Below are 20,842 nucleotides of genomic sequence, written 5' to 3'. Positions count from 1 at the left end.
TTGTCTCCACGCTCTCATTCGTTCAGGGGAAAGCCTTCGGCTTTCATTTTCTTCAGCAGGTCCTGCCAGCGCGACAGCCGCTTGCTGTCGCCGACCTGCTTGCCACCACTGGCGTTGGCCAGCCACAAACCCTCGCCGTTGAAGGCGTACACCGGCTGCAGATCGGTGCGCTGGCTGGCCGGCAGGATGCTGCCGATCAGGTTGTCCAGTACCAGCGGCTCCGCATCGGGCCGTGAATAGTACGTCAGCACCATATGCGCCTGATTCAGGCGCAGCGCCTTGACGTAGGTAATGCGCAGCTTCTCCGCCGGCACGCCGAGGTGGCGCAGGCTGATGTACTTGGCGATGGCGAAGTCCTCGCAGTCGCCCGCCCCCTTGAGCAGGGCTTCCACCGGAGTCGCCCAGTAATCCACCTCGTGCCACAGGCCGAGGTCGTCGGTGAAGCGCAACTGGTCATTGAAGAAGCGGTTGACCGCCTGCAATTGCTCGCGCTCAGGCAACGCCGCGGCGTCGTCGAGCAGTCGCTGCCAGGCGTCGATGCGCGGCCTGCCATCGCTCATTGGGCCGTAGAGCATTGCGGCGCGCTGCTCGATCAGCGCGAAGTCCCACTCGACCTTCTGCCCCCCCGCCACCACGGCGAGCGACATCGCCAGCGCCAGGAGCACAGGCCCCGGCCGGCAACGGCGCAAAACTCGTAGGGAACGACTGGACACTATCGCGACGTCTCGACTGCGAAGGCGCCCACCTTACTGTAAGAACGCCGGAGCGGCATGGTGCAATCTGGTCGCGAAAAAAACAATGGCACAATGCAATCACTGCATTGTGCCATCGACGGTTGGCGCGGCCTGCAGAGCGGTCAGCTCTTCTGGGCAGGCGTCGCGATGTCGAACCAGAACTGGAAATCATCGAGCATGCCAAAGAGCTTCGCCAGCAGCAGCGGATTACCCGAGCTCTTGAGCTTGCCTTCCAGCACCAAGCGTACCGGCGAGACCTCCTTGAGCAGCAGGCGATTGAGGTCGGCGCGGTCGATGGTGACGGTCTGTCCGGCGTTCTCCTTCTGCACGCCCTTGATGTTGTTCAGGTGCGAGTTCTTCAGTTCCAGCAGATACTGCTCGTTGCGGTCAGGCAGTACCAGATTGATGCTCAGATCCTCGCCTTCGGCCTTCTCCGCGTTCAGACGCACGCCGAGATAGTCGAACAGCAGGCCGGTATCCATCGCCGCCAGGGCGTCGGCGCTGGTCACCCGCAGCGACGGCACGTCGCGCGGCACGCCGTTACGCAGCTCCTGCGCGGCGACCAGATAGCTGTTGCGCCAGCCGGCGTTCTCCGCCTGGTAACCGAGCTGCTCCAGCGCATCGGCCTGCAGGGCGCGGGCGGCCTGGTTGGTCGGTTCGGCGAAGATCAGCTTGTTGACCACCTCCACTACCCAGCGGTACTCGCCCTTGTCATAGGACTGCTTCGCCAGTTGCAGCAGGTGATCGGCGCCGCCCATGAATTCCACGTACTTCTTCGCCGAGTCTTCCGGCGCCAGCGGGTTCAGGGTTGCCGGGTTGCCGTCGTAGTAGCCCAGGTACTTGTTCACCACTGCGCGCACGTTGTGGCTGACGCTGCCGTGGTAGCCACGGTTGTACCACTCGTTGGCCAGCTCCGGCGGCACCTTGAAGCGCTCGTGGATCTGGTTGATGGTCACGCCCTGGTTGGCCAGGTACAGCGTCTGGTCGTTCAGGTAGCCGTACATGTCACGCTGCTTCTCCAGGGTGCGGACGATGTCGTCGTGCCCCCAGCGCGGCCAGTTGTGCACGGCGAACAGCACCTCGGCCTTGTCGCCGAAACGATGCAGCGCCTCGTTGATGTACTTGCTCCAGCCCAGGGCGTCGCGGGTCTCGGCGCCACGCAGGGTGTAGAGGTTGTGCAGCGTGGCGGTCACGTTCTCGGCCATCAGCAGGGCTTTCTGCTGTGGCAGCCAGACGTTCATTTCGGCCGGCGATTCGGTGCCGGGAGTGTTCTGGAAAGTCACCGGCACGCCGTCGATTTCCAGCTCCTGCAGGTCGCCCTCGATCAGGTTGGTCGGCGCGAGGATGCTCATCGGCCCGCGCGCAGCGCCCTTGCCGATGGCCATGTCGACCTGGCCCTGCGGCCCCTTGGGCAGCATCATGCCGTACTGGTAGGTGGCACGGCGAATCATGGCATTGCCGGCGAGGACGTTCTCCTTGATCGCCGCTTCCATGAAGCCCTTGGGCGCATAGATCTGTACCTCGCCCTTGTCGACCTGCTCCTGGCTCACCAGCCCCTTCACCCCGCCGAAATGATCGACGTGGGCGTGGCTGTAGATGACGGCGCGGATCGGTTTCTGCCCCAGCTCCTGGCTCACCAGCGCATACGCGGCCTTGGCGGTGGCGGGGGTGGTCAGGGTGTCGATGACGATCCAGCCGCTCTTGCCTTGGACGAAGGTGATGTTCGCCAGGTCGAAGCCGCGCACCTGGTAGATACCGTCGGTGACCTTGTACAGGCCGTACTTCAGGTTGAGCAGGGCCTGGCGCTGCAGGCTCGGGTTGACGCTGTCGATGTCCTTGCCAGCGTTGAGAAAGTCATAGACGCCCAGTTGCCAGGCGACGCTGCCGTCTTCGTTCTTGATCAGCAGATTGTCCGGGCGCTTGATCAGGCCCTTCTCCACGCGGTCGAAATCGCTGCGATCGGAAAACGGCAGCGCCTCGCGCACCTTCTGCTGCGCATCGATGGTGAAGGACGTTGGCGGTTTGGGTTGCTCGGCGGCGAAAAGCAGGCCCGGGCAGAGACTGGCTAGCAGAATGGCGGCGGAAAGGCGGGACATCGATGGACTCCGGTATTTGTTGTTGTGCTCGCACTATGCAGGCCGTCGCGCTAATAATTCCAATGCATTCCAATTTCACAATCGATGCAGGAAGCGCATGAGTGATCTCCGCCAGCTACGCCACTTCGTCGCCCTTGCCGAACATGGCCACTTCGCCCGTGCCGCCGATGCGGTGAACCTTAGCCAACCCGCCCTGTCACGCAGCATCCAGGCGCTGGAAGGCCAGTTGAACTGTCAGTTGGTGGATCGCAACCCACGCGGCATCACCCTCACCGCCCACGGCCGGCTGGTGCTGGAGCACGCCCGGCGCCTGCTGGCCGGTGACCGCGCGCTGAAGAACGCGGTGCTGCAACTGGCCGACCTGGAAACCGGCGAACTGCGCCTGGGCGCCGGCCCGTTCCCCGCCGCGCGCCTGATGCCACAGGTGCTCGCGCGTTACTGCAGCGCGCATCCGAAAGTCTCGGTGCTGCTCTCCATCGAGAACTGGAGCGAGCTGCACCAGCGTCTGCTGGACGATGAGCTGGAACTGTTCATCGCCGACTACCGAGAACTGGAAGACGACAGCCGCCTCGACATCCTGCCGTTAAGGGTCCACCGCGGCGTGCTGTTCTGCCGGCCGGGACATCCGCTGCTCGGCAGCAGGCCGTCGGTCGGGGCCCTGCTCGACTATCCCCTGGCCGGGCCTCGCCTGCCACGCGACGCGCTGGAAGGGCTGGTGCGAACCCTCGGCCGCGAGCAGCCTCTGAGCGTGCAATGCGATGACGTGCTGATGCTCAAGGAATTGGTGAAAGGCAGCGACGTACTCTGCCTGGCTACCTGGGATGTGGTGGCCGAGGATGTGCGGGCCGGGAGCCTCGCCGTGCTGCCCTGGCCGGACGGCAGCAATGCCTCCGGGCGCGGCTCCGCGTATGCCCTGGTGCGTCATGCCAGCCGCAGCCTGTCGCCCGCGGCCAGCCAGTTCGTCGAGTTGCTGCTGGAGGAAGACGCGGCGTTTTACGCCGCGCCCTGAAACTCAGCGGTGCCAGCCCTGGTACGGGCCGCCGTAATAGGCCGGCGGTGGCGGCGCCGACCGATAGTGACGCGGGTGACCATACCAGCCGCCGCGATCATGGTCGTGTTCGTAGACCACGCAACCGGTTAACGGAAGGAACAGCAGTACAGCAGCGAAGATGCGACGCATGGCGCCTCCTGAAGCGAGCCGGCCACCCTGGCGGAATGCAGGGCACTACTTCTTCCGGTCTCGCAGGATCAGACACCGGCGTCGTCTGCCGGTGCCTGGCCGCAAGGTAAAGCTTCGGTAAATCAGCCGTTTACAGTTTCCAGACGACGCATCCGGCGCCCCTGCAGATGCAGCACGCCGAACAGCAGCACCTGTATCTGATCCACCAGCGAGCGACGCCGGGCCAGGAGCGCGACCTCGCCCACGTGCACCAGCACAATCGCACCCGACAGCCACAGCAGCGGGCGATGCAGCTCGCCGAACGGATAGACGAGGTTGAGCACGGCAGCGAGCCAGAACATGGCCAGTGCACCTTTGGCGAAACTCAGCAATTCGGACATGGCGCTTTCTCCCAATGACGTTGAAGGTGGCGCCAGTCTGCCGAGCCGGCACGGCGGCGCGCTCCTGCCTTTCGACTGGCGCGCCGGCCTCCCGCGCCACCGGGAACTGACCTGCGCCGTGGAAGGCCGATGCGCCAGAAGCTAGAGTCCGAGCAATACCTCGCCGCAAGGAACCTCCATGCCCGAACTCAGCCACCAACAGGCCCAGCGGCGCGTCGATGACATCCACGCCTTCGACCGCGAGCTGCAGCGGCTGCGCGACGAGGGCGTGCTGGTCCTCGACAGCGGCCTGCTCGACGGCGTGAGCGCCCACCAGCAACGCCTCCTCGCCGACTACCGCGCACGCTTCGACGTCGACCGCGACAGCCAGGATCACCGTCTCTCGCTGGGCATGCGCATCGCCTCGTTCCTCGGCGCGCTGGCGCTGGCTGCCAGCCTGTTCTTCCTCTTCTACCAGTTCTGGGGGCTGTTCGCGGAAACCGCCCAGGTCACCATTCTCATCGTCGCCGCGCTGGGCAGCCTGATGCTGACCCTCTGGCTGCAACGACGCGACACCTCCGGCTATTTCGCAAAACTGGCTGCGATGCTGGCATTCGCCTGCCTGGTGCTGAACGTCGTGATGGTGGGGCAGATATTCAACATCACCCCATCGGACAAGGCACTGCTGCCCTGGGCCGCCTATGCGCTGCTGCTCGCCTATACCTGTGACGCGCGCCTGCTGCTGGCGACCGCGCTGATCTGCCTGATGGGCTACGTCGCCGCACGGGTCGGAACCTGGGGCGGCGTGTACTGGCTGGACGTGGGCGAGCGCCCGGAGAACTTCTTCCCGGCCGCCGTGCTGGTCTTCGCCGTGCCGCTGCTCATCGCCCAGGGCCGCCACGATGGATTCCCGGCGATCTACCGGGTGTTCGGCCTGCTCGGGTTGTTCCTGCCGATGCTGGTGCTGGCCAACTGGGGCGGCGGCAGCTACCTGCCACTGGACTACGGCACGGTGGAAAGCCTCTACCAGGTGCTCGGCTTCGTCACCGCGGCGCTGTTCATCTGGCTCGGCGCGCGCCGCGAGTGGCCGGACGTGGTCAACACCGGCCTGACCTTCTTCGTAGTCTTCCTCTATACCAAGTTCTTCGACTGGTGGTGGGAGGTGATGCCCAAGTACCTGTTCTTCCTCGTGCTGGGCCTGTGCGCGATTCTGATCCTGCTGGTCCTGCGCCGGCTGCGCAGTGCCCACGGCCTGCTGGGAGGAATGCGCTGATGAACCGGACCCGCACCCACGCGCTGCTCGGCGGCGTCGGACTGATCCTGCTGGTGAACGCCGTCGCCTTGGGCGGCGTAGCCTGGAACCGCTCCGCAACGCCGGACAGCCTGTCGCGCCTGAGCGAGCGCGAGTTGCTGCGCAACACTGACTGGCACAAGGAAAACAGCGGCCTGAGCCTGCGCCTGCAATGGCGCTTCCCCAGCGAAGATGAAGGCGCGGGGCCGCACAGCCGCGCCTGGGCGCCACGGATCGACGCGAAGAAAATGGCCGAGCTGGGGTTCCGCATGCCCGTGCAGGTGGACGACGAGAGCGCCCGCCACTTCGACCGCCAGCAATCCCGCGCCGCCCTGCTGGTGCTGGAACTGGATGGGCCGCTCTACCAGCGCGAGTTGCAACTGGCGCGCAAGAAACTCGCAGAAGCGCGCCTGGCGGCTGCGGCCGCGCCGTCGAGCAGTGAGTTCGCCTACGAGCTGAAATACAGCCAGGGCGCCCTGGAAAGCGAAGAGAAGCACGCCACCCGCCTGTTGCTGAAAGACGTCGGCCTCGATCTGCAAGCGCTGCGCGCACGCTACCCGGACCGCCAGCGCTATCTGATCGTCAGTGGCCGGGTCCGGCCGATCTCGCTGCTTCACGAACACATCTGGACGCTCGGCGGAACCGCCAGCTCACTGGGTGTGGACAGCATCAACGTGCCGCACCACTGGCGCGAGCGTCTGGAACGGATCACCACCCAACCCAATCGCGCGGCGGACGAACGAGCCCAGCCCTTCGTCGCCGAAGTCGCCTTCGGGCGGCGGCTGGAACCGTGGATCGAACGTATCGGCAGCCCCTGACAGGCACCCTTGCGCCGATCCGAATTCCCTTGCGCGAGACGGGCCGGCGCTGCACCCTGTGCGCCCGCATCGCCCCGTTCCGACCATGAGCGACAACACTTTCGATCCGACCCGCTGCCCACTGTGCGGCCAATCCAACCGCTGCAGCCAGGCCGACCCGGCACTGGAAGGCCAGGCGTGCTGGTGCTTCAGCACGCGGATCGACCGCAGCGTCCTGGAACGCCTCCCGCCGGAACTGCTGGACCGTGCCTGCCTGTGCCCGCGCTGCGCCGCAGGCGTGAAGGATACCGACGGGAACGCCTGATGCGCCTGGATCGTTTCATTGCCAACCTGCCGCACTGCAACCGCCAGCAGGCCCGCCTGCTGCTCGCCGAAGGCCGCCTGCGGGTGGATGGCGAGGTGGTGCGCGACGGCCTCCACGAGGTGCGCGAATTCAGCCGCGTGGAGCTCGACGGGCAATTACTGCAGACCGGCAAGCCGGCACGCTACTTCATGCTGCACAAGCCCACGGGCTGCGTGAGCGCCACCCGCGACGCAGAACACCGCACCGTGCTCGACCTGCTCGACGAGCCGGACAAGCACGACCTGCACATCGGCGGCCGCCTGGACTACAACACCACCGGCCTGCTGCTGATCACCAACGACGGCCAGTGGTCGCGGCGTATGACCCTGCCGGGGCGCAAGCTGCCCAAGGTCTACTACGTGGAAACCGAAGACCCGATCGAGGAGCGCTACGTGCAGACCTTCGCCGAGGGCCTGTACTTCGCCTTCGAGGACCTCACCACGCTGCCCGCGCAATTGGAAATCCTCGCCCCACGCGCAGCGCGGCTGACCCTGCACGAAGGCCGCTATCACCAGGTAAAGCGCATGTTCGGCCACTTCCAGAACAAGGTGACCCGCCTGCACCGCGAAAGCATGGGCAGCCTGACGCTCGACCCGGCGCTGCAACCGGGCGAGTACCGGGCGCTGACGGCACAGGAAATCGCCGAGCTGGGATGATGCCCGCGCACCGTTCAGCCCAACGGTTTGCAGCGCCCGCGCCAGCACGGCTAATCTCCCAGCCAAGCCCGTGTCCCAAGGAAAGGTGATGAAGAAACTGTCGATCGCCCTGCTGCTCGCCCTGAGCGCCAGCGTCGCCATCGCTAACCCGAGCAAACCCTCGCCGCTGTCCGACCTGCAGGCGGCGCTGAAAACGCTCAAGCCCGGCCAGTTCCTCTGGTACCCGGAAATCTCCCCGGCAGGCCCGGTGACGCTGGTAGTCAGCCTCACCGAACAACGCGCCTACGTGTACCGCAACGGCATCGCCATCGGCGTTGCCACCGTGAGCACCGGCAAGAAAGGCAAGGAAACGCCCACCGGGGTGTTCTCCATCCTGCAGAAAAAGGTCGAGTACCACTCCGACCTGTACAACAGCGCCCCCATGCCCTACATGCAGCGCCTGACGTGGGACGGCATCGCCCTGCATGCCGGCAACCTGCCGGGCTACCCGGCCTCCCACGGCTGCATCCGCCTGCCGATGGCCTTCGCCAAGAAGCTCTACGAAGTCACTGGCTTCGGCACCACCACCGTGATCATCTCCGATGCCAAGAGCTCGCCGGTGGAGGTCTACCACCCCGGCCTGCTCGCCCCCATCGTCAGCGGTGGCCGCGCTGCCGGCCCGCACGACGACAGCGGCATGGTAGTGCCGTTCTGGAGCGATCCAGGCGCGGAGAAAGGCCCGCTCTCGGTGCTTATCAGCCGTGCCGACCGTCGCGCCTACGTCTATCGCGGCGGCGTGCAGGTCGGAACCGCTCCGGTCGCCTTCGAGCATCCAGAGGAGCGCACCGGCGTTGCCGCCTTCTCGCTGATGGAAAAGCCGACCCAGGCGGAAATCGATAGCGAATCGCCCAACCTGCGCTGGACCACCGTTCAGGTCAGCGACCCGCAGAAGGGCCTGTCACCCGCAGAACAACTTGGAAAATTCAGCCTGGACCGCGAATTCCTGCGCAATCTGCTGGCCAGCATGGATGTCGGCAGCACCCTCGTGATCACTGACTTGCCGTCCACTCGCGAGACACGCAGCAACCCCGATTTCACCGTCATCACTACGAATAACCGACAGGCGGAACAAAAAACGGTTAAAAATCAACCAGCCAACTGATCAAAAATCACGCACAATGCCGCGTTTCCCAGAAAAAACCATATCGATTAAACGGGAATGTCGTATTCATGCTGACTTTTTCGAAGTTACGGGGGATCTTCCGGATCACTGTCGCCAGCACCGCGCTCTTCGCGATCGGTAGCTGGCAAAGCGCGTCCGCCGCCCGCCTGCCGACGGCCGAGGAACTGCATCGCCTCGCGCCCGCCACCAACACCGAAACCCTGCGCCTGGCGCTCAATGCGCTGCAGTGCGCCAGCACCCAACTGGGCGGTGACAACCAGCTGCTGACGGTGATCGACTACTCCAAACCCTCGCGCGACAAGCGCCTGTGGGTCTTCGACCTCAAGCAGCGCAAGCTGCTCTTCGAAGAGTGGGTAGCCCACGGCAAGAAGAGTGGCGACGACATGGCCACCTCGTTCTCCAACCGCCCCGAAAGCAACCAGTCCTCCATCGGCCTTTACCAGACGGGCCAGACCTACAACGGCAAGCATGGCCGCTCGCTGCGCCTGCTGGGCCTGGAGCCGGGCTTCAACGACAACAGCGAAGAGCGCGCCATCGTCATGCACGCGGCCGCCTATGCAGACCCCAAGGTCGTCCCCGGCCTCGGCCGCCTGGGCCGCAGCCTGGGTTGTCCGGCGGTACGTCCGCAGGTTGCGCAGAAGCTGATCGACACGGTGAAGAACGGCAGCTACGTGTTCGCCTACTACCCGCAGCAGCAGTGGCTGAAGACCTCGCAGTTCCTCGCCGGACAGAGCTGCACCGTGGCGAAGAACCCACAGATCAACCGCTACGCGCAGAACCTCGCCAGGCGCTGAGTGTGCCTCGCTCCTGCGAACAGTCACGGCATGACATGGCGTTCGCAAGGGGCGGCAGGTTCGAACGGAACGAGCCCCATCGGGCCACGCGCGAACCCTGTTGATGGGGACGTTTCAACAACCTGCGGCTCACTTCGGTTTCCGCCCCGGGAGCTTTCGCAGGGACCGGCCATGTCCGAACGCATCGCACAGGCAGGCACGCCGCATGGCAGTGTCAGGGCCGCGACCGCTAAGCCTTCACTCCATCGAGAATCTCCAGCATCGCCCGCACATCCACCGCGTCCATCTGCTCTGGCCGCAGGAAGCGCTCGCCGTACTCCAGGTACACACCCTGGGTCAGGAACAGGCGGAACAGGTCGGCGTCGATGTGCTGGTCACGCGCCATGAATGCCAGGATTTTCAGCGACTCCGAGAGAGTCTTCGGCGCCTTGTACGGGCGGTCGGCAGCGGTCAGCGCCTCGAAGATGTCGGCGATCGCCATGACCCGTTCCGGGATGCTCATCTGATCGCGCGACAACTTGCGCGGGTAGCCGGTGCCGTCCATTTTCTCGTGGTGGTTGGCGGCAATGGTCGGCACCCGGCGCAGGTGGCGCGGCAACGGCAAGGTGGTGAGCATCATCAGCGTCTGCACGATGTGTTCGTTGATCTTGAAGCGCTCCTCCTCGTTGAGCGTGCCGCGTCGCACGCTGAGGTTGTACAGCTCGCCGTAGTGGCTCGCGTAGGGCGGCAGGCGCATGTCGAAGCCCCAGACGTTGCGTGGGTCGTCCTTGTCCACCGGTGGCTTGCGCTCGCCCCAGGGCACGCGGTGCTCGGGCTTGTCGGCAAGGAGGAACTCCTCCGCCGGCAACTGCGGCTCCGGTCGGCCCTGCAGGCGCTCGGCCTCGTCGTGGGAGATGCCCAGGCGGTCGTCGAAGTAGCGCAACCAGCGGCGCTCGCCGATGCGCTTGAGGCGCTCGATATCCTCATCCTTCATGAATTCGCCGCCAACGTTGGCCTGGGCAACGAAGGCGTAGTCTTCGCGTAGCGCCTCGTGCATCGCGTCGCGTCGCGCCGCCAGCAGGCCGATGTCGTTACCCTCGGCCATGCCACGCCAGTAGTCCAGCTCGATGTCGCGCCAGATCACCTCGAAGCGCGTGCGGATCTCGTGCAGGCGGTTGTACAGCGTCTCCAGCTTGGTGGCCTTGTCCACCACATACTCGGGGCTGGTGATCTTGCCGCAATCATGCAGCCAGGCTGCAATCTGGAATTCGTAGCGCTCCGCGTCGCTCATGCCGAAGCTGGCGTAATCGCCGTCGCGGCAATCGATGACTTTCTGCAGCAGCAGGTCTGCCAGTTGCGGCACCCGTTCGCAATGGCCGCCGGTGTATGGGCTCTTGGCGTCGATTGCGTCGGCCAGCAGCTTGATGATGGCGTCCAGCAGGCGTTGCTGGGCTTCGATCAGTTGGCGGGTCTCGATGGCCACGGCCGCCGCCCCGGAGAGCTCCTCGACGAAGCGTTTGAACGGTTTGCGCGGCTGGCGGCTGCGCTCGCCCTCTTCCGCCAGTTGCAACACCAGGATGCCCAGCAGCTCGTCGCTGCGATTGCGCAGCGAAACCTCCAGGTACTGCCCGCGGTTGGCCAGCGACTGATCCACCCGCTCGGCAAGCTGCGCCTCGGTGAAGCCCTCGATGAGCATGGATTGCGGATACTGTTCGCCGTTCACCGCGCAGGCCAGGCGCAGGCGGCAATCCTCGTCTTCCAGCAGGTAGACCGCGCCGCCCATCACGCCTGTCGCCTCAACCAGCCGCGACAGCACACCTTCGAGTATGCTTTCCAGGCGGGTCTCCCGGCTCAGGGTCAGGGTGGTGGCCTGGAAGTTGTGGATGGTGCGCGACATGCTGCCCATCACGCGGCTCAGGTCACGCACCTCGGCGATCTTCGACTCCACCCCCACCGGGCGGGCGAAGTCGAAGGAAGCCAGCGCCCCCACCTGGTCGGCCAGCGCGGTCAGCGGCCGGGCGATGCGCCGGCCCAGGTACCAGCCGATCACCAGCAACACCAGTAACAGCACACCACTCCACAACGCCTGGTTGAACAGCAACTGGCGAGCGCCGGCGAGCAGCTCGGTGGCCGGAATGGCTATCAGCACGCGGACTTCATTGCTGGTGAAGTTCGATAGCGGCACCCAGATGCCGTACCAGCTTTCCCCTTCCACATCGAACGATTGCGGCGTGCCAGCCGGCATGGAAGTACTGTTCAACTGGCTCAGGCTGGGCACCCCCAGCTCCTCCAGGGTCGCCAGGCGCAACTCCTGGCCACGGTGGATCAGCAGCTTCGCCAGATCCGGATAGGCGATCACCGTGCCCTTGCCATCCACCACCGCCAGCTCCGTGTGGGCGGTCTGGCGCAAGTCACCCATCTCGCCGCCCAGATCGTTGACCGACGCGTCCATGCCGATCACCGCCGCCCCATCGACGCTGCGATGGGCCAGGGTCAGGCCGATCTCCCGGGTAGTGAAGAACACGTACGGCTGGGTGAGCACCGTGCGGCTGGTGCTCAGCGACTCGGTGTACCACGGTCTCTGGCGCGGATCGAACCGGTAATCCGGGCGTTCCTGCACGCGCAGCAGGCGCAACTGGTCATCGTAGAACCGCCACTCGCCACGCAACCCGCCCTGGTCGTCCAACGTGAGGCTCTGCACCAGGTAGGTGGCATCGTCAGGAGCCTGAAGGTTGTGCCGCACCTCCGCTACGCGCAGGGCGCGGATCAGCATGAACTCGCCGTTCGGATAGCCGATATACACCGCGCTCAGGGTGCGGTTGGCGCGCAGGTTTTCCACCAGCATGGGCAAACGCTCCAGGCGTGCCGGCAGGTTGTCGGTCTGCGAGATGGGGTCGTGGGTGAGCAGCCGCAGGGCACTTTCCGCCGGGTCGATCAGGCGCCGAATGCGCTCGTTGATGGTCGCCCCCAACTGGCTGGCCGACTCCCCGGCTGCCGCCACCAACGCACCTTCCACGCCGCGATACCCCTGGACCAGCAGCGCTCCCGCCAGTACCAGCATGCTGATGATGATGGCCCCAGCCACCAGCAACTGCAGCGGAACGCCCCGTTTGAATGCCTTCATCGTCACCAGCCTCTGTCCGTTGAGCCATAGCGATATCCGCTATCGAGAAGTTCCGCCGCCAGTACCGGCGAAGTGTTGCGCTGCACGATCCGGAGCAGGCTGCCATCCAGCCACAGCGTTTCCATAAGCCGCAGCCATTCGGCGCTCTGCGCCGGGGTGAAGCGTTTGCGCGAAAGCATCAGGTTGTGCGGCGTCGCCGGGCCGCTCATGACATTCACCACCCTGAACCGTGCGCGCTGGCGACGATCGGTGATGGCGCCCTCAAGGTTCAGTTCATGGCCGATCACCCCTTCCACATCACCGTTGAGCAGAGCGGTGAAGCGCGCGGTGTCGTCGCGAAACTCCATCACTCGCCCCTCACCACGCAGAATGCGCAGCATGGCGTCGATGAACGGGCCATGCCGGTAGCCGGCGATCACCCCGATGCGCGCACCGGGCATGTCGTGGAAATCGTCCAGCGATTTCATATCGCTGCCCAGCTCCAGCGGCACGATCAGCTTGTTGCGCAGGTAGACGTAGGGCAGCAGGTAGGTGAACGCGCGCCGGCGCGGCGTGGCGACCCCACTGGTTCCCATGTCCAGCTCGCCGCTTTCCAGCTTGCGCCAGATCTCGTCGCGCGGGCGTACCGACGTCTCGAACCGGCAGCCGGTGCGTCGCTCAAGCTCGGCGATCAGGTCGGGATCGATGCCCCCATCATCGTGGAAGAACACCAGGTTGCGGGTGAAAGCAACACGGATCGGCGCTTCGCAGCCGTAGCGATCCGCGCCCATAGCTACCGCACACAGCCATGCAGCCGGCAGGACCAGCAGAGTGCGCAGCAAGGGGTAGAGTACCATTGACCCGCTCCGTCCGCGGTGTCGGCCTGAAGAGGAGCACGTCGAATTCGCTCGTCTGCGGCAGGAAGAAATGACTAACACAAAGAGTGTAATCGGCCTTATCCAAAGCGCCGGTCAATCGCGAAGAGAAATGTCATTTCGTCGGAATCCCCGCCGGCAGGACTAAACAAACGTCCCATGACGGTTGCGTCGGCGGAGCCCCCCTGCTTAACTCTGGCCCAAGCGTGACCGATGAGTCACACGCTACGTCCAAGAACGTTTTCGCGGCAGCAGTTCCCCACGCCGCCCCTTCCCTGCCTGATCACGAGCCCTCGCTCGGCGCTGCAAACAGCGCCGAACCGATGTCTTTTGATGTCGTAAATATTTGATAATCAAGAAACAATTAACTTTCGCCGTGTGACACGAAGCTGTCACGTCAAGGCGCTTTCCTCTGCCTGGGTAGTTTCTTCGCATCCGATTATGGGTGCGTTCCTATGACCTGCGTCTGGAGGAAAACGACATGAGGCCGGAAACCGCCGTCGTCGAGATTCAGCAACACCGGGTTCACACGGAGTTCCATGCCAACAGGGAAGCGCGCCAGACCATCATCCTGGTAAACGGCTCGCTGGCGACCACCGCCTCCTTCGCGCAAACGGTGAAATACCTGCAACCGCACTTCAACGTGGTCTGCTACGACCAGCCGTACGCAGGCCAGTCCAAAGCCCACAACGATTGCCGCGAGCCGATCAGCAAGGAGTACGAGGCAGCGTTGCTGCTGGAGCTGATCGAGCACTACCAGGCGGACGTGGTGATGTCCTTCTCCTGGGGTGGCGTTGCTACGCTTCTGGCTCTGGCGCAGCGTCCGGCACGCATCCAGAAGGCCGTGATCAACTCCTTTTCGCCGCTACTCAACGCCGCCATGCTCGACTATCTGCATCGCGGCCTGGACTATCTCGCCACCTGCGACCGCACCAATGTCGGCAACCTGGTCAACGACACCATCGGCCGTTACCTGCCGCAGTTGTTCAAACGCTACAACTTCCGCCACGTCAGCGGCCTGGACGAGCACGAGTACCGGCAGATGCACTTCCACATCTGCCAGGTATTGCAGCTCAGCGCCGAAAGCTACATGGAAGGCTTCGCCGCCATCGACATCCCGCTGTTATTCCTCAACGGCGAGCTGGACATCTACACCACCCCGGCCGAGGCGAAGCTGTTCCAGCAACTGATCCGCGACTGCGAATTCCGCACCATCCGCAACGCCGGTCATTTCATCGACATGGAACACAAGCAGGCCTGGCAGGAAACCCAGGACCACCTGCTGGCCTTCCTCCAACCCCAGCGCAGGCCGATGCTCGCCCCGCCCTACCTGCCCGCCAACCTGGGCATACCGATCGCGGCAATGGTGGGCTGATGACTGCAACACCCTGAGCCGGGGGCTGGAACCACCACCACCCCGGCTCAGCCGCCCCGCGAAACCGCGCACGAAAAGCCAGTCACCACCATCCGCTACCCTGCAAGGCTTCACTAAGCCCCGCCCTTCTGGTAAAAAGGCACCCCCAAGCGGGCGTCGTATAATGGCATTACCTGAGCTTCCCAAGCTCATGACGAGGGTTCGATTCCCTTCGCCCGCTCCACTTCAGCTTTCCATGGTGTTCCAAGGACGTCCATGGAGTGTTGCAAGTCATTGTCACGGTTCGGCTTTTCCAGAAAAGCCGTTCCAGTGACGTCCAGCGAAATCCACTGACGGCCGGCCCAAACTGGTACAAAAAGTGGCCCAAACAATGCGCGAACTTCCCCTGCCGCATTGTTGCTGGAGGAGCCGAGGTCCGATGGGAAACATGGCACTCAACTCGCTTTCATGGAGTTGGGATCATGCTTTCAGACCTCATGGCCCGGCAGGCCAAGTCCACCGGCAAGCCATACGCACTGGCCGACTTCGACGGCCTCTATCTCTACGTTTCCGCCATCGGCACCAAGGCTTGGCACTTCCGCTATTCGTGGTTTGGCAAGCGTGAGCGCATCACCCTAGGCAACTATCCGGCGCTTTCCCTGAAGGACGCCCGTGCACTTCGCGATGAAGCCCGCTCGCTGCTCGCCAAGGGCGTCAATCCCCACAGCGAACGCAAGCGCAAGCGGCACGCGATCGTCCTGGCCGGCGAGCACACCTTCATGGCCGTCTACGAGCAATGGCTGGCCCATCGCCGGCTCTCGCTGGAGGAAGGACGGCAGACCAGCCTGGAACAGATCGGGCGCGTCTTCAAGAAAGATGTGTTCCCCTCGCTACGGCACCTGACCATCTACGAAATCACCCGCGCGCACCTGCTGGACATCATCGGCAAGGTGGAGAAGCGCGGCTCGCTGTCCGTGGCCGAGAAGCTGAGGACCTGGTTCACCCAGTTGTTCACCTACGCCACGGTGGCGATTCCCAACATGGGCGATAACCCGTCCAGGGACCTGGAAGTGGTCGCGCTGCCGTTGCCGCCTGTCGAACACAACCCGTTCCTGCGCATGCACGAGCTGCCGGTTATGCTGCAGACACTGCGCAAGTACCGCGGGCGCCTGAACACGCAGTTGGGCATCCGGCTGCTGATGCTCACTGGTGTGCGCACCGGCGAGCTTCGCTTCGCCACGCCCAATCAGTTCGACCTCGACCGGGGCCTGTGGGTCATCCCGGTGGCCAGGCTCAAGCAGCGCGCGCTGCTGACCAAGAAGAAGCGCAAGCGTCTCATCGACATCCCGCCCTACATCGTGCCGCTGTCGGTGCAGGCGCAGGAGATCGTTCGCCACCTGTTGGACCAATGCAAGCCTGCCCAGGTCCATCTCATCCCAGGCGACTGGTGCCTGAAGAACCCGATCAGCGAGAACACGCTCAACGCCGCGCTCAAGCGCATGGGCTACGAGGACCAGCTCACGGGGCATGGCATCCGGGCGACGATCTCGACGGCGCTGAACGAACTCGGCTACCCGAAGAAATGGGTGGATGCCCAGCTATCGCATGCCGATCCAGACAAGATCAGCGCGACCTACAACCATGCCGAATACGTCGAGCAACGCCGCGTCATGATGCAGGACTGGGCTGATCGCCTGGACCTGTTCGAGCAGAACCAGGTCGAGGTTGCCAGCCGGCATCTGACCATCACGCTCCAGGGCCTGCCGACCATCGCCGGCCAGGCGGCCGTGCAGCCGCCGGTGGTCGACCTCACCGCGCCGCAGCTGATCGTGACCGCGCCGACGTCCAACCAACCCGAAGCGCCGGCATCGGTGCAGCGGCTGTCGGCCGTGCGCATGCCCGAGTACGCGCGGCCGCGCCTGTCGGAGGTGCAGCGCGGACGCCTGCAGGTGCTGGAGACCTTCGAGGCGCCGCACAACCTCTCGGTGGCGGACTACGCCAAGCTCGCGGGCAAGTCGCGCCGCTGGATCACCTACGAGATCCAGGCCGGCAACCTGCTGTCGATCCACATGGGGCACCGCGGGCAGCGCGTGCCAGACTGGCAGCTCGATCCGCTCAAGCGCAGGCTGGTCCAGTCTGTCCTGAAGCAACTGCCACGGGGCGTCGACACCTGGGACATCTACCACGCACTCCTGCGCTCGTACGAGGCTCTCGGGACACGGCCGGCCATCGAAGCCGTCAACCCAACGAACCTGCACCTTGCCGCGCGGCTGGTGGCCGCACAGTGCATGCAGGCGAGCGAGCCAGTCGTGACGACAGAGTTCCCTGAGCAGGTCCGGCAAAGCGTGCAGCGGCTGGTGCGCGAAGCCGTCGCTGCCGATGCCGCCGAAGTGGCGCCCGGAGACTGATCAAGCCAGGGGCGCGCCGAAGTTCGGTCAGGCGCTTGCCAGGAGCGCTTGGAAGAACGGCTCCAGGCGGGTGCTGTCCGTATTTCGACGGCTCAGGAAGTACGTGGTGAGCGTCAGCGCGCCCTCTTGCAAGGGACGCTGGACAACGCCAAGGGAACGATGACCCTCGATGCGGGCGGCGGGTGCCAGGCAGACGCCGTAGCCGGCGGCCACCAAGGTCATCATCAACCCGAACGACGTGGCCGTCGTGACGGCCGAGGGGACGACGCTGGCTGCCGTCAGCAGTGAGTCGATTTGCCTGCAGTAGCCCACACAGCCACGGCCATCCAGGGCGATCCAAGGGTAGTCGGCCGCCTGATCTAGGGACACTGACGCGAAGGCCAGCAAGGGGTGATGGGCCGACACGGCCAGCGCCAGCGCATCGCGCCAGACGGGGCGGACATCGATGCCTTCAGGGGCTGTGGGCGACTGGCAGAGGCCCGCCTCGAAAGCCCCCGCGAGCAGTCCTCGATGCTGATCCTCCAAGCGCTCTTCGTGAAGACGAATCGGGTTGTCCGGATAGCGCCGACGGTGTACCGCCATCGGTACCGACAACCTGGGATAGGCCAGGCAGTCCGACAGGGCAATGTTCAAAGGATCGGAAGCGATCATCGTGTCACCCGCACAACGCCGACACTGGAAAAAACCGCGTGCCATCGGTCAATGAGATAAGTTTAACGTGGTTTAAATTCGAGTGAAACGTGACGCTTCTGTTGATGCAGAAGCGATCAGTGCAACGCGGGAGACCTGCGGGAACAAGAACCTATGAAAGCGAGCCAGCGCGCGCTTTCGGCGTTGCCGTGCGCGAGGCACGGTCCGCGAAGGCGCTGGCGCAGGAGGTGCTGGCGGAACAGGCGGGTATCGCGCGATCGCACATGGGCAAGATCGAGCGCGGCGAGCACATGCCCACGCTAGTGTTGATCCTGCGGATCGCGAAGGGGCTGGGTTGCTCGGCCGCGGCACTGATGGCTGCGACCGAGGCGCAACTGTCCGAAAAACAGGAAGACGCTGTCTAGGTCGGCGTTGCGTCTCTCACCTACAACGAGGTAGTACGCAGGCGCCGCATTGCCGTCAGTGATTACCTATCGATAGACGGGATGGCGACGGCACAGATCCGCCACCTGCTGTCTTACTCGATCCCGCACGGCAATTAATCCAACACCACCGGTTTCCAATGCATCCAGCACGTCGCACAACCAGCCGGCCAGTTCCTCGCACTCGGCCACGCCGAAGCCGCGCGTGGTCACGGCGGGCGTGCCGATGCGCACGCCAGAGGTCACAAACGGCGAACGCGGGTCGCCCGGCACGCTGTTCTTGTTGGTGGTGATCCAGGCATCGGCCAGCGCCGCGTCCGCATCCTTACCGGTGTAGGGCCTGGCGGACAGGTCGATCAGCATCAGGTGATTGTCGGTACCGCCCGAAACGATTTTGTGGCCGCGCTGCTGGATCACGGCGGCCATGGCGCGAGCGTTCGCCACCACCTGGCGCTGGTAGGCCTTGAATGCAGGTTGCAGCGCCTCCTTGAACGCCACCGCCTTGGCGGCGATAACATGCATCAGCGGCCCGCCCTGGACGCCGGGGAATACGGCGGAGTCGAGCTTTCTGTAAAGGCCCTCGTCCTGCCCTTTCGAGAGAATGATACCGCCACGCGGGCCGCGCAGGGTCTTATGGGTGGTGCTGGTGACCACGTGAGCGTGGGGCAACGGGTCAGGATACTCGCCTGTCGCCACCAGGCCGGCGACATGGGCCATGTCCACCCAGAAGATGGCACCCGCCCTGTCGGCGATGGCGCGCATGCGTGCCCAGTCCTTGTGCCGCGAATAGGCGGAGAAGCCGCCGATCAGCAGTTTCGGCCGTGCCTGCATCGCGATGCGCTCCATCTCGTCGTAGTCAATCAGCCCGGTTAGGGGGTCGAGTCCATAAGGCACGATCTTGTAATGGCGGCCGGAGAAGTTGGATGGGTTTCCGTGGGTCAGGTGGCCACCCTGAGCCAAGTTCATGCCCATCACGGTATCGCCGGGGTTGGCCAGCGCCAGAAACACGGCTGCGTTGGCCTGGGCGCCGGCATGGGGCTGGACGTTGGCCCAATCACAGTCGAATAGCACCTTGAGCCGCTCGATGGCTAAGCGTTCGGCCACGTCCACATGCTCGCAGCCGCTGTAGTAGCGCTTGCCTGGGTAACCCTCGGCGTACTTGTTGGTGAACACCGAATTCTGGATGGCCATCACCAAAGGGCTCGCGTAGTTCTCGGAGGCGATCAGTTCGACATGATCCTCCTGACGGCGCGCTTCGTGGTGGACTGCCAGGGCAAGTTCCGGGTCGAAATCGGCGAGGGCAACAGAAGTGTCATACATGGTGTGCGTCCTGGTCGGGCGGATAGCGGTTGGGGTTGGACGTCATACGGTGATGTCCATCGGCTGAGCCGGAACAGACCAAACCTCGCAATCAACCAGGTCCGATGAAAGCAGGCGCGTTACACGCACCACGATGTCGTCAATCTGACGCTCGTCGCAAACGAATGGTGGCAATAGCCTGATCACGGTGTCTCGGGTCACGGTGATGAGCAGGCGCTGCTCAGCCAGCGCGCGCCCAACTAGTTCCTTGCAGGGCCGGTCCAGTTCGATACCCACCATCAGTCCCAGGCCGCGAATGGCGAGGACGTGCGGGTGACCTGCCAGCGCCTTGCGCAGGCCCACCAGCAAGCGAGCGCCCAGCACCATGGCGCGCTCGGGCATCCTGTCACGGGCCATGATGTCGAGGACGGTGCAGGCCACCCGGCAAGCCAGCGGATTGCCGCCGAAGGTCGAGCCGTGCTGGCCCGGCGAGAACAGGTCTGCCGCAATACCGCGCGCCAGGCACGCGCCGATGGGAAAGCCATTGCCCAGCGCTTTCGCCAGGGTCACCACATCCGGTGAGATGCCCGCGTGCGCGTATCCGAACCACGCGCCGGTGCGCCCCATGCCGGCCTGGATCTCGTCGAGCATCAGCAACCAGTCCCTCTGGTCGCATAAAGCGCGCAGTTCGCGCAAGTATTCGGCACTGGCCACCCGAATGCCGCCCTCGCCCTGTACAGATTCGATCAACACCGCCACGATGTCCGGGGATTGTTCTGCCGCCTGGCGTACCGCGCTGATATCACCGTAGGGAGCACGCAGAAAGCCAGGCAGCAACGGCCCGAAACCCTGCTGGTTGGCCGCGTTGTCTGTGGCGGCGAGCGTGGCCAGCGTGCGGCCATGGAAGGCGTTGCCCATGACTAGGATCTGCGGTCGTGCCACCTGCCTGCGATGGGCATGCAGCCTGGCCAACTTGAGGGCGGTTTCGTTGGCTTCCGCACCCGAGTTGCAGAAGAAGGCGCTTTCCATCCCGGTCAGCGCACACAGGCGTTCCCCCAACTGCTCCTGCCAGTCGATGCGGAACACGTTGGAAGTGTGCAGCAGCGCCCCGGCCTGTTCGGCGATGACGGCCGCGATTTCCGGGTGGGCATGACCCAGGCTGGTAACCGCGACACCGGCAATGGCATCTAGGTACTCCACACCCTGATCGTCCCAGAGCCGCGCGCCGTTACCGCGCACGAAAGAGACAGGTTGGCGGGCGTAGGCGCGCATCAGGTGAGGGCCGGTCGTCTGCATGGGAGATTCCTCGAATTCGGCA

Annotated in this window: 19 protein-coding genes and 1 tRNA gene; 11 read left to right on the top strand and 9 right to left on the bottom strand. The window is 64.4% G+C overall.

Annotation, left to right across the window (positions count from 1 at the left end):
- Positions 1-14: 14 nt before the first annotated feature.
- Both lapG and OU419_RS06970 read right to left on the bottom strand, forming a co-directional pair.
- A complete protein-coding gene (lapG, locus tag OU419_RS06975; RefSeq protein WP_254471731.1) occupies positions 15-647 on the bottom strand; it encodes a cysteine protease LapG in 633 nt (210 codons plus the stop codon).
- Between the two features lie 209 nt (positions 648-856).
- Positions 857-2,830 carry an alkyl/aryl-sulfatase gene (locus OU419_RS06970; RefSeq protein ID WP_254471732.1) on the bottom strand — a complete coding sequence of 658 codons (1,974 nt, stop codon included), beginning with the start codon at positions 2,828-2,830 and terminating at the stop codon, positions 857-859.
- A gap of 97 nt (positions 2,831-2,927) precedes the next feature.
- Here OU419_RS06970 and OU419_RS06965 point away from each other — a divergent pair, with 97 nt between their 5' ends.
- On the top strand, positions 2,928-3,839 hold the full coding sequence (locus OU419_RS06965; RefSeq protein ID WP_254471733.1) for a LysR family transcriptional regulator: 912 nt from the start codon (positions 2,928-2,930) through the stop codon (positions 3,837-3,839).
- A 3-nt stretch (positions 3,840-3,842) separates the two neighbouring features.
- Here the strand turns inward: OU419_RS06965 and OU419_RS06960 are convergent, their stop codons facing one another.
- Both OU419_RS06960 and OU419_RS06955 read right to left on the bottom strand, forming a co-directional pair.
- Positions 3,843-4,010 carry a hypothetical protein gene (locus OU419_RS06960; RefSeq protein WP_254471734.1) on the bottom strand — a complete coding sequence of 56 codons (168 nt, stop codon included), beginning with the start codon at positions 4,008-4,010 and terminating at the stop codon, positions 3,843-3,845.
- Between the two features lie 122 nt (positions 4,011-4,132).
- Positions 4,133-4,390, bottom strand: coding sequence for a DUF1145 domain-containing protein (locus tag OU419_RS06955; RefSeq protein WP_254471735.1), 258 nt, complete (start codon positions 4,388-4,390; stop codon positions 4,133-4,135).
- Positions 4,391-4,568: 178 nt separating this feature from the next.
- On the opposite strand from OU419_RS06955, the gene OU419_RS06950 reads away from it, so the two are divergent.
- From OU419_RS06950 to OU419_RS06925, 6 genes are all read left to right on the top strand, one after another.
- The gene (locus OU419_RS06950; RefSeq protein ID WP_254471736.1) at positions 4,569-5,642 is read left to right on the top strand and encodes a DUF2157 domain-containing protein; all 1,074 of its coding nucleotides are present in this window, start codon (positions 4,569-4,571) and stop codon (positions 5,640-5,642) included.
- Complete coding sequence (locus tag OU419_RS06945; RefSeq protein WP_254471737.1) at positions 5,642-6,478, top strand: DUF4824 family protein; 837 nt, start codon at positions 5,642-5,644, stop codon at positions 6,476-6,478. The genes OU419_RS06950 and OU419_RS06945 overlap by 1 nt, the downstream gene beginning before the upstream one ends.
- Before the next feature lie 85 nt (positions 6,479-6,563).
- Complete coding sequence (locus OU419_RS06940; RefSeq protein ID WP_254471738.1) at positions 6,564-6,782, top strand: cysteine-rich CWC family protein; 219 nt, start codon at positions 6,564-6,566, stop codon at positions 6,780-6,782.
- Positions 6,782-7,477 (top strand): pseudouridine synthase, encoded by a 696-nt coding sequence (locus OU419_RS06935; RefSeq protein WP_254471739.1) that lies wholly within the window; start codon positions 6,782-6,784, stop codon positions 7,475-7,477. The genes OU419_RS06940 and OU419_RS06935 overlap by 1 nt, the downstream gene beginning before the upstream one ends.
- Positions 7,478-7,565: 88 nt before the next feature.
- Positions 7,566-8,618: a L,D-transpeptidase gene (locus OU419_RS06930; protein ID WP_254471740.1), complete on the top strand. Its 1,053-nt coding sequence runs from the start codon at positions 7,566-7,568 to the stop codon at positions 8,616-8,618.
- 68 nt (positions 8,619-8,686) lie between these two features.
- A complete protein-coding gene (locus OU419_RS06925; protein WP_254471741.1) occupies positions 8,687-9,433 on the top strand; it encodes a murein L,D-transpeptidase catalytic domain family protein in 747 nt (248 codons plus the stop codon).
- Positions 9,434-9,662: 229 nt separating this feature from the next.
- On the opposite strand, the gene OU419_RS06920 is transcribed toward OU419_RS06925, so the two are convergent.
- Positions 9,663-12,536: an HD domain-containing phosphohydrolase gene (locus OU419_RS06920; RefSeq protein WP_254471742.1), complete on the bottom strand. Its 2,874-nt coding sequence runs from the start codon at positions 12,534-12,536 to the stop codon at positions 9,663-9,665.
- 2 nt (positions 12,537-12,538) lie between these two features.
- Complete coding sequence (locus OU419_RS06915; protein ID WP_254471743.1) at positions 12,539-13,372, bottom strand: substrate-binding periplasmic protein; 834 nt, start codon at positions 13,370-13,372, stop codon at positions 12,539-12,541.
- Positions 13,373-13,871: 499 nt separating this feature from the next.
- Here OU419_RS06915 and OU419_RS06910 point away from each other — a divergent pair, with 499 nt between their 5' ends.
- The 3 genes from OU419_RS06910 to OU419_RS06900 all read left to right on the top strand — a co-directional run bounded on the left by OU419_RS06910 (position 13,872) and on the right by OU419_RS06900 (position 17,152).
- A complete protein-coding gene (locus tag OU419_RS06910; protein ID WP_254471744.1) occupies positions 13,872-14,765 on the top strand; it encodes an alpha/beta fold hydrolase in 894 nt (297 codons plus the stop codon).
- Positions 14,766-14,914: 149 nt separating this feature from the next.
- A tRNA-Gly gene (locus OU419_RS06905) sits at positions 14,915-14,988 on the top strand.
- A gap of 238 nt (positions 14,989-15,226) precedes the next feature.
- A complete protein-coding gene (locus OU419_RS06900) occupies positions 15,227-17,152 on the top strand; it encodes a tyrosine-type recombinase/integrase (protein ID WP_254471745.1) in 1,926 nt (641 codons plus the stop codon).
- Between the two features lie 27 nt (positions 17,153-17,179).
- On the opposite strand, the gene OU419_RS06895 is transcribed toward OU419_RS06900, so the two are convergent.
- Complete coding sequence (locus tag OU419_RS06895; protein ID WP_024889554.1) at positions 17,180-17,803, bottom strand: LysR family substrate-binding domain-containing protein; 624 nt, start codon at positions 17,801-17,803, stop codon at positions 17,180-17,182.
- A 104-nt stretch (positions 17,804-17,907) separates the two neighbouring features.
- Here OU419_RS06895 and OU419_RS06890 point away from each other — a divergent pair, with 104 nt between their 5' ends.
- Positions 17,908-18,207, top strand: a complete 300-nt coding sequence (locus tag OU419_RS06890; protein WP_024889555.1) for a helix-turn-helix domain-containing protein — start codon at positions 17,908-17,910, stop codon at positions 18,205-18,207.
- Between the two features lie 66 nt (positions 18,208-18,273).
- Here OU419_RS06890 and glyA read toward each other — a convergent pair whose 3' ends face one another.
- Positions 18,274-19,545, bottom strand: coding sequence for a serine hydroxymethyltransferase (gene glyA / locus OU419_RS06885; protein ID WP_024889556.1), 1,272 nt, complete (start codon positions 19,543-19,545; stop codon positions 18,274-18,276).
- 42 nt (positions 19,546-19,587) lie between these two features.
- The gene (locus OU419_RS06880) at positions 19,588-20,820 is read right to left on the bottom strand and encodes an aspartate aminotransferase family protein (protein ID WP_024889557.1); all 1,233 of its coding nucleotides are present in this window, start codon (positions 20,818-20,820) and stop codon (positions 19,588-19,590) included.
- Positions 20,821-20,842: the final 22 nt, after the last annotated feature.

It is taken from the genome of Pseudomonas triclosanedens (assembly GCF_026686735.1).
GTDB lineage: Bacteria > Pseudomonadota > Gammaproteobacteria > Pseudomonadales > Pseudomonadaceae > Pseudomonas > Pseudomonas triclosanedens.
Note: the sequence above shows the minus strand (reverse complement) of the source record. Positions and strands in the feature narration are given on the sequence as shown.